Source organism: Gordonia sp. i37, assembly GCF_002043085.1.
In the GTDB taxonomy this organism is placed as follows: Bacteria; Actinomycetota; Actinomycetes; order Mycobacteriales; family Mycobacteriaceae; genus Gordonia; species Gordonia polyisoprenivorans.
In genome coordinates this window covers 24,637-33,329 of the sequence record NZ_MVPX01000172.1, presented here as the reverse complement: position 1 = coordinate 33,329, position 8,693 = coordinate 24,637, and the positions used below count along the sequence as shown (strand labels likewise).

Genomic DNA, 8,693 nt, shown 5'->3' with positions numbered 1-8,693 from the left:
CATCGGTCCAGCAATCCGGCCGTGCGGAGGTCGGCGATGAGCGACTCGATCTGCGGACCGTCGGCGGGTACCTGCGGCAGGCGTGGGTCCCCGACGTCGAGTCCGAGGATGCGCAACGACGCCTTGACCATGGTCACCCCTCCCAGCCGTCCCATCGCGTTGACGAGCGGGAGCATGGTGATGTTGATCGATCTGGCGGTCTGCAGATCACCCTTCTCCACGGCGATCTGCATGTCGCGCAGGCGATCTGCGACGAGATGGCCGATCACGCTGACGAAGCCGGTCGCGCCGATCGACAGCCACGGCAGGTTGAGCGCGTCCTCGCCCGAGAGGTACTCGAGGTCGGTGGAGGCGATCAGTCCCGCGGCCGAATGCAGATCACCCTTGGCGTCTTTGACGCCCTTGATCCGGGGGTGTTCGGCGAGTGCGAGCATCGTTTCGTTGGCGACCGGCACCACCGAGCGGGGCGGGATGTCGTAGATCAGGACGGGCAGGCTGGTCGCGTCCGCGACGGCGCGGAAGTGCGCGAGCAGACCCGCTTGGGGCGGCTTGGAGTAGTACGGCGTGACGACGAGCAGACCATGCGCGCCGGCTTTCTCCGAGGCCTGCGCGAAGCGGATGCTCTCGGCGGTGTCGTAGCTGCCCGCGCCCTGGGTGATGCGGGCGCGGTCGCCCACCGCGTCCAGAACGGTGCGCAGCAGCTCGATCTTCTCGTCGGGTGTGGTGGTCGGCGACTCACCGGTGGTGCCACTGACCACGAGTCCGTCACAACCCTTGCCGACCAGGTGGTCGGCCAGCTCGGCGGCCTTGTCCAGATCGAGCGAACCGTCGGGACGGAAAGGGGTGACCATCGCCACGACGTTGGTCCCGAACGGGTGCGCCTGTGGCTGCGACTCGGTTGCGCTCATGGTGGTCAAGATTACCGGGGCGCCGTGGCCCGCGGCCAATGGGCACCACGTGTCGCAGAAAGGCACGCCACCAGCACTTTGTGGGCCGCCGGTGCTGTACGGGAGGACCTCAGCCCTCGAGCACGAACGGTGAGGTCGCGACCTCGGTGCCGTCGGCGAGCGTGCCGATCTCGAAGTCACCGAACACCGTCGGCGCGACCTGCATCAACTGGCGCAGGCATTCGACGGCGAGCTGGCGGATCTCGACGTCGGCGTGCTCGGTGGCGCGCATCCCGACGAAGTGGCGCCATGCACGGTAGTTGCCGGTGACGACGATCTTGGTTTCGGTGGCGTTGGGCAATACCGACCGCGCGGCCTGCCGGGCCTGTTTCCGACGCAGGATCGCATTGGGGACGTCGGCGAACTTGGACTCGAGCGCGGCGAGGAGTTCGGTGTAGGCGGCGCGGCTGGCGTCGGTGGCCTCGACGAACAAGCGCTCCAGTTCCGCGTCGCCGCTGATGGCCGGGGGCGCAACCACATTCGAATCGTGTTCGGGGACGAACCGCTGGGACAGTTGGGAGTACGAGAAGTGCCGGTGGCGGATGAGCTCGTGGGTGCACGATCGGGAGATGCCGGTGATGTAGAAGGTCACCGTCGCGTGCTCGAGAAGCGAGAGGTGCCCGACCTCGAGGATGTGGCGCAGGTAGCCGGCATTGGTCGCTGTCCGCGGATTCGGTTTGTCCCAGCTCTGGTAGCAGGCGCGACCGGCGAACTCGACGAGGGCCTCGCCGCCGTCGGCATCGGTGGTCCAGGGCACATCCGACGGCGCGGTGAATTCGGTGGCAGCCACCATCAGCACCCGCAACGGAACCATCTCGGACACGTCGCCTCCTCGTCACTCGCCTCACGCCATCGCCGCGTCCCCCGGGCGGGAGGAGAACGCAGTCATCGATTGTCCCACCGGCATCCATGGCGATTCCGCGCACCCCGTACCGGACTCACACCCCGCACGCGAGACGGCCAAGCCGGTGAGCAGCAGGTGAATTCTCGACGTCGCGTCGGTGTCATCGCCGCATCGACCAGCGCCGACGCGGGCGCCACGCTGCATCGACCGTGGCGATATGTCGGATATGCCGCACAATGATGCCCCGTGACGCAGACCCCCGCGAACCCGACTGCCGCCAACCCGACTCTCGCGAACCCTTCTGTCGCGAACCCTGCTGTCGCGAATCCCTCTGGGCCGCTCGGGCGTCGACGACTCCTGCAGACCGGTGCCGCGCTGTGCGTGGCGAGCCCCCTCGCGGGCCCGTGGGCAACGCACGCGGTCGCCGCCCCGGTGACCGCGCCGGCGGCGTCGGCCGTCTTCGCCCACGGCGTCGCCTCGGGTGATCCGCTGCCGGACCGGGTCATCCTCTGGACCCGGATCACTGCGACCGCCGACGCGGTGCCGGGCTCGGGACGTGGCGCGGGAGGCACCGTGCGGTGGGAGATCGCCCACGACGAGCGGTTCGCGACCGTCGCCGCGTCGGGATCGGTGAACGCCCTCGCCGAGCGCGACTTCACCGTCAAGGTCGATGCAGCAGGCCTCACGCCGGCCACCGAGTACCACTACCGGTTTCGGGTGACCTCCGGTCCGGCCACCGGGGCGGTGTCGCCGGTGGGCCGCACCCGCACCGCACCGCCATCCGACGCCGATGTGTCGCGGGTGCGCTTCGGGGTGGTCTCGTGCGCGAATTGGGAGGCCGGGTACTTCGGCGCGTACCGGCATCTGCGCTCCCACCGAGACCTGCACGCCATCGTCGCGCTCGGTGACTATCTCTACGAGTACGGCACCGGTGAGTACACCGGCAAAACCGTTGCGGTGCGCACACATTCACCGCGGCACGAGATCGTCACCCTCGCCGATTACCGAATCCGCCACGCGCAGTACAAGACCGACCCGGACCTCGCGGAGCTCCATCGTGTTCTGCCCTGGATCTGCACCTGGGACGATCACGAATCCGCCAACGACACGTGGGCCGAGGGCGCCGAGAACCACTCGCCCGACGAGGGCGCGTGGGCGACGCGTAAGGCCGCCGCCGAACGCGCGTACCACGAGTGGATGCCGGTACGCGCGGCCGCCGACGACTCGGGCACCCACCTCTATCGCCGGTTGCGCTTCGGCCGGTTGCTCGACCTGTCGATGCTCGACCTGCGCACCTACCGCGACCGGCAGGTGTCGATGTCGTCGAATCGCATCGACGACCCGGCCCGGTCCATCACCGGAGCCGCCCAGATGCGTTGGCTCACCGACGGTCTCGCGTCCTCGGCGGCGCGATGGAAGATCGTGGGCAATCCCGTGATGATCGCACCGGTGTTGCTGCCTCCGCTCGACACACGCACCACCGCCGCACTCACCGAATCCCTCGGGCTGCCCGCCGAGGGATTGCCCTACAATCCCGATCAGTGGGACGGCTACACCGCCGATCGTCGGCGCCTGCTCGACTCGATCCGGTCGAACAAGGTGACCAACGTGGTCTTCATCACCGGCGACATCCACTCGTCATGGGCGTGTGACATCCCGGTCGATGCCGCCGACTATCCGGGAAGCGGTTCGGTGGCAACCGAACTCGTCGTCACCTCGGTCACCTCCAGCAACATCGACGACATCCTCGGCGTACCCGAGCACACCGCGGGTGCCGCGGTCTCGCCGGCACTGATGGCGGCCAACCGGCACGTCCGGTGGAACGACTTCGACGCCCACGGATATGCCGTGCTGACCGTGACGCCGTCTGCGGCACAGATGGACTGGTGGTTCGTCACCGACAAGACCGATGCGCGGACCGGTCGGTATCACGGCCGCTCGTACCGGGTGATGGCCGGATCGTCACGCGTGCAACCGGCCGCGGCGCCGATCAACTGAGCATTTCCCCACTACCCGGTTCGCAAACCCGAACGGGGGCGGTGGCTCAGTTGTCCAGCAGCGCAACGAGTTTGCCGTGAGTGTCCTCCCAGCCCTCGACCGCGACGGAGGTGATGCCGATGTCCTGGACGGGGCGGTCGTTGCCGCCCTCGTCGAGCCGGTCCCCGAAGAACAGGATGTCATCGAGGCCCAGGTCGAGGATCTCCATGAGTTTGCGTGCGCCGTAGGCCTTGTCGATGCCCTTGCGGGTCACGTCCACCGATGTCGACCCGCCGCTGCGGACCTCCAGATCCGGAAGTCGTTCGGCGGCATAGGCCCGCAGCGATTCCTTCTTCGCGCCGTCGGGGTCCCACGCTTTCTTGGCGTCCACCGGCGCCGACTGTCCCAGCGCCGAGTAGGTGATCTGGCTGCCGCGGTCCTCCAGGATCGGGCCCCAGGTCTCGGTCTCCCAGAGCCCGAGTTCCTTCGCGCCGGTCTCCAGGGCGTCGAGGGTGCGTTGCTTCTCGTCGTCGGTGAGGTCCTCGGCGTACACGGTCTCCCACTGTCCGGCGGAGTACCGGACGTACTGGGTGCCGCAGGTGGGCATCAGGTGCAGGTTGGCGACTTCCTCGACGCCACCGATCCGGTCGAGGACCTGGGCGCGGAACTGCTCGTAGCGCCCCCCGGAGATGATGCACACCAGTGACCGCTGCAGCAGCCGCCGCAACACCTCGACCATCGCGTCGTCGAGCGGACTCTTCGACGGCGCGAGCGTGTCGTCGAGGTCGAACATCACCAGCGCATAGTCGTGATCGCCGAAGGTCACCGTCATCGTCGTGTCTCACCTCTGTTGTGTGGATGTATTCGCGTGGTCGGTGCACAAGCATGTCATCGCTGACCGGCTGCCGCCATTCCGCCTCACGCGGCGGCCTCGACGATGTCGGCCGTGCGTGCGGTGGCGTCGGAGTGCTCGGTCAGTCGTGCCGCGAACCGGGCCGCGCGATCGACGGTCTCGGGGCGCAGGATGGCGCGGAGAGCATCGGTCAGCGAATCGGCGTCGAGGTCGGCGAACGGGAGGTGCCCGCCCACCCCGAGCCGGGTCACCTGCCCACCCCACATCGGCTGGTCGAACGACACCGAACAGATCAGTGTCGGAATGCCCGCGCGCAGACTCTCGAAGGTCGTGCCGATCCCACCGTGATGCACCGCTGCCGCACATCGGGGAAAGATCAGATCGTGTGCAAGCGCACCGGTGACCATCACGTCGCTGTCGGCGACGCCGCGAGAGCCCGGATCGAGATCACTCCACCCCGCGCTGACGAGGATGCGCACGCCGAGCCGTGCGGCGACCGTCCGCATCATGGCGACGGTGGCCGATGCGTCACGGATCGGCATGCTGCCGAAGCCGCAGTACACCGGCCGGCTCCCGGCCCCGATCCACTTGGTCACCTCGGCATGGTCACCGTCGAGGTCGCCGACCGCGGCACGTGTGTCGGGTTCCAGCGGCAGGAACCCGACGAGCGGTCGTCGGTGCCCCCATTCCTCGGCCAGGCCGGGCACCAGCGCGCGATCGTAGATCTGGATCTCCGGAATCCCTCGGCGAGCACACATCTGGGCGGGAATGGCCAGACTCCGACGTAGCCCCAATTCCGTGCGCAACGCAGTCAGGTATCGCAGGAAGACGAGCCGACGGACGTTGTCGGCGAGCAGCCATGTCGCGCGGTTCACCGCCGCGGGCGGTGTCATCGTCGGTGGCAGCGCACCCGGGAACGGATAGCTGCGGCTCGGCCGCCCCGGGAATCCGTGCATCGTCACCATCGGGATGTCGAAGGCCTCGGTCACCGACGCCGCACGATCCTCGGTCAGCAGCGTCGCAACCACCACGTCGGCACCCCGACAGACCTCGATCACCTCCGTGTTCATCCGAGACGCATAGTCGGCCATCTGCGCACCGACCAGTCGCATCAATGCCAGGCTGCTGCCCGCGGCCAACGCGCGTTGCCCCTCGTCGGAGGAATACAGTTGTGCCACATCGGGTCCGCAGCTCACCGCGTCGAGACCGGCACGACGGGTGAAGTCGAGGAGATTCGGTGGCGCTCCGACGAGGACGTCATGCCCGCGCCTGCGCAGTTCCACCCCCAGCGCCACGGCCGGCTGGACGTCTCCGCGTGTTCCCGCCAACGGGATCGCAATCCTCATGTGACTCCTTTCGATTGCGGTGTGGATTACCCTGCAGACAATGCGACCCGACAGTGCGACGCCCGAGCCCGGCGAGCCCACGGCGCCTGAGCCCGGCGGTATGCCCCACGACCGGCTGCACATCGCCATGTTCACCGACTTCCCGCCGGGATCGCTCGGTGGCATCTCGACCGCGGTGGACGACCAGCGTCGGGCACTCGAACGCCTCGGCCATCGGGTGACCGTGTTCGCTCCTGCGCCGACCGATCCGGAGGCCGCCGTGCCCACCTGGCTCGTGGCCGTCCCCGCACCGCGGGCGCTGTCGGTCAACGGATTTCCGTTCGTCGTACCCACCCGCGGAGTCCTCGCGGCGGTCGAGAGTGAACTGATCCGACGCGCCCCGATCGACGTCGTGCACGTGCACACCACCTATGGGGTTGCGATCCTCGGCGCCAAAGTCGCCCGCCGGCACCGAATCCCACTGGTCCAGACGATGCACAGCCGCGACGACGTGTTCGTCGAACGCACCTCCCCCGCGCCTTGGGCGTCCGCGGTGGGAATGCGAATCCTGCACCGTTGCCTCGTCTCCCCCCGCCTGTTGACCCACGGCGGAGGGGTCGCGCGGGTTGCCGAGTCCCGCACCGCACGGCAGGTGTGGCACATGATGCTTGCGCAGGCGCGTACCGCCGACGTGGTGATCGCACCGACCCAGCACTTTGCCGACCGATTGCGCCGCCATGGTCTCTCGGGTGACATCCGGGTCGTCTCCGGCGGTGTCGACGACGATCTCCTGGCCACACTGCCGCAACGGTCGGCTCACAGCCACGACGATCCGCTCAGATTGCTGTGGTGCGGCCGGATCTCCGCGGAGAAGCGTCCGATGGTGGCCGTCGAGGCGGTCGCGTCGACCCCGGGATGCACCCTCGACATCCTGGGCAGCGGCGATCAGGAGCACCACATCCGTACCCTCGTCGACGAATTCGGGCTGCGACAACGTATTCGGTTGCTCGGTTCGACCGACCGGGCCGGAGTACTGGCCGCGATGGCCGACGCCGACGCGCTGTTGTTCACCTCGGCCGGATTCGACACCCAGGGACTGGTCCTGCTCGAGGCCGCCGCTGCCGGTCTCCCGGTGATCTACTGCGATCCCGACCTCGACGAGACGGTGCCCACCGGCGGCGGGCTGCGCGCCGCCGATCCGTCGGCCGATTCCGTCGCCGCGGTCATCGCAGCGGTACTCGCCTACCCGGCACGACTCGCTGCTGCACGAGATGCGTTGTCCGACAAAGCAGTCCCCCAGTCCCGAATGACCCGGCAGACCATCGGGATCTACCGGGAACTCGTCGGTACCGAGCGACTGCGCCGAGGAAGTATGCCTGTGCGGCCCGAGGACGTCCCGAGCGCGCCCGGGCGCGTACCCGGGCTCGGCCACAGCGTCGTCGCCCTGCGACAGGGACTGCATTTCATCGTCGGCCTGGGCCGTATCGGCCCGGTGGTGCGCGTGGACCTCGGGACCCGGCCCGCCTATCTGGTCACGACTCCGGAACTGATCCGGCAGATCGGTTTTCGGACCGCAGGCGAGTTCCACCGCGCCGATCTGCAGGAGGCGATGCACGAGGCGATCCGGGAGGCCTCCAATGTCCTCAGTGGCCGACGCCACGAGATGCGCAGACGTCAGATGGCACCGGCGTTGCGGGCGCGTCGGCTGGCGCGGTATGCGGTCACCACGGCCGCCATCGCCGACGACTGGTCGCGCGGTCTGCCCCATGAGCGTCCGGTGGACCTGCGGACCGAGGCGCACGGTCTGATCCTGCAGACCGTCACCTCGACGCTGTTTCGTGCCGACTTCGGCGCCGACGCGCTCGATCGGGTTCGCGAAACCGTGCCCTGGTTGCTCGGCGAGGTGATCATCCGCGGCGCACTGCCCGCCCCCGTCCGCCGGATGCGGATGCGCGCGAACCGGCGTTTCGCGCGGGATTCGGCGATGCTGCGCGAGGCCATCGGCGCCGTCGTTCGCCGCTACCGAAGCCAAGGCGTCGATCACGGCGACGTCCTGTCGGTCCTCGTCGGACACACCGACGAGGACACCGGAATCGGCCTGTCCGACGACGAGATCATCGACGAACTGCTGCTGATGGTGGCCGCCGGCGTCGGTTCGACGGCATCGATCCTGGCCTGGGTGTGGTACGAGGTCGCCCGCAACCCGCACGTGAGTTCCCTTGTTGCACAAGAGGTCGAACGCGTCGTCGGCGAGGGACCGGTACACCCCGACCACCTCGAACAGCTCACCTACCTGCGTCGGGTCGTGGCCGAGACACTGCGGATGTGGGGGCCGTGGATCAGCAGTCAGACCGCCGACGGGCCGGTGACCCTCGGCGACGACGAGACCGGCCGACTCACCCTGCCGGACGGTTCGACGGTGATCTACAGCCCGTACCTCGTCCTGCACGACCCACGGTTCTACACCGATCCGGAGACCTTCGACCCGGACCGATGGCAGCCGGACCGAGCCGAGGATCTCGACCGGAAAGCCGATCTCGCTTTCGGTGTGGGAGAACGCCATTGCCCGGGAAACACGTTCGCGATCTCGACGATCCTGTTGTGCTCGGCAGCCCTGTACTCGCGCTGGACCGTCCGGCCGGCCGGACGCCGCCGGGTCAGGCCATCGACCACCGATTTCGTCGCCGCCCCCTCGCAGGTCCGGGTGCGCCTCGAGCCGAGGCGATGAGCGAGCGCTGGTCATCGGT

Annotated in this window: 6 protein-coding genes; 2 read left to right on the top strand and 4 right to left on the bottom strand. The window is 68.4% G+C overall.

Annotation, left to right across the window (positions count from 1 at the left end; genetic code table 11):
* Window positions 1–908 (bottom strand): 4-hydroxy-tetrahydrodipicolinate synthase (gene dapA / locus B1964_RS08710; protein ID WP_006371401.1); only part of this gene is annotated, 908 nt, incomplete at its 3' end.
* A 109-nt stretch (window positions 909–1,017) separates the two neighbouring features.
* Window positions 1,018–1,770, bottom strand: a complete 753-nt coding sequence (thyX, locus tag B1964_RS08705; protein ID WP_079929516.1) for an FAD-dependent thymidylate synthase — start codon at window positions 1,768–1,770, stop codon at window positions 1,018–1,020.
* 267 nt (window positions 1,771–2,037) lie between these two features.
* Here thyX and B1964_RS08700 point away from each other — a divergent pair, with 267 nt between their 5' ends.
* Complete coding sequence (locus B1964_RS08700) at window positions 2,038–3,789, top strand: alkaline phosphatase D family protein (protein ID WP_079929515.1); 1,752 nt, start codon at window positions 2,038–2,040, stop codon at window positions 3,787–3,789.
* A gap of 46 nt (window positions 3,790–3,835) precedes the next feature.
* Here the strand turns inward: B1964_RS08700 and B1964_RS08695 are convergent, their stop codons facing one another.
* Together B1964_RS08695 and B1964_RS08690 are read right to left on the bottom strand one after the other, a co-directional pair.
* Window positions 3,836–4,600, bottom strand: a complete 765-nt coding sequence (locus tag B1964_RS08695) for an HAD-IIB family hydrolase (RefSeq protein WP_079929514.1) — start codon at window positions 4,598–4,600, stop codon at window positions 3,836–3,838.
* Window positions 4,601–4,686: 86 nt separating this feature from the next.
* On the bottom strand, window positions 4,687–5,967 hold the full coding sequence (locus B1964_RS08690; RefSeq protein WP_079929513.1) for a glycosyltransferase: 1,281 nt from the start codon (window positions 5,965–5,967) through the stop codon (window positions 4,687–4,689).
* Between the two features lie 40 nt (window positions 5,968–6,007).
* Here B1964_RS08690 and B1964_RS08685 point away from each other — a divergent pair, with 40 nt between their 5' ends.
* The gene (locus B1964_RS08685; RefSeq protein WP_079929512.1) at window positions 6,008–8,674 is read left to right on the top strand and encodes a cytochrome P450; all 2,667 of its coding nucleotides are present in this window, start codon (window positions 6,008–6,010) and stop codon (window positions 8,672–8,674) included.
* Window positions 8,675–8,693: the final 19 nt, after the last annotated feature.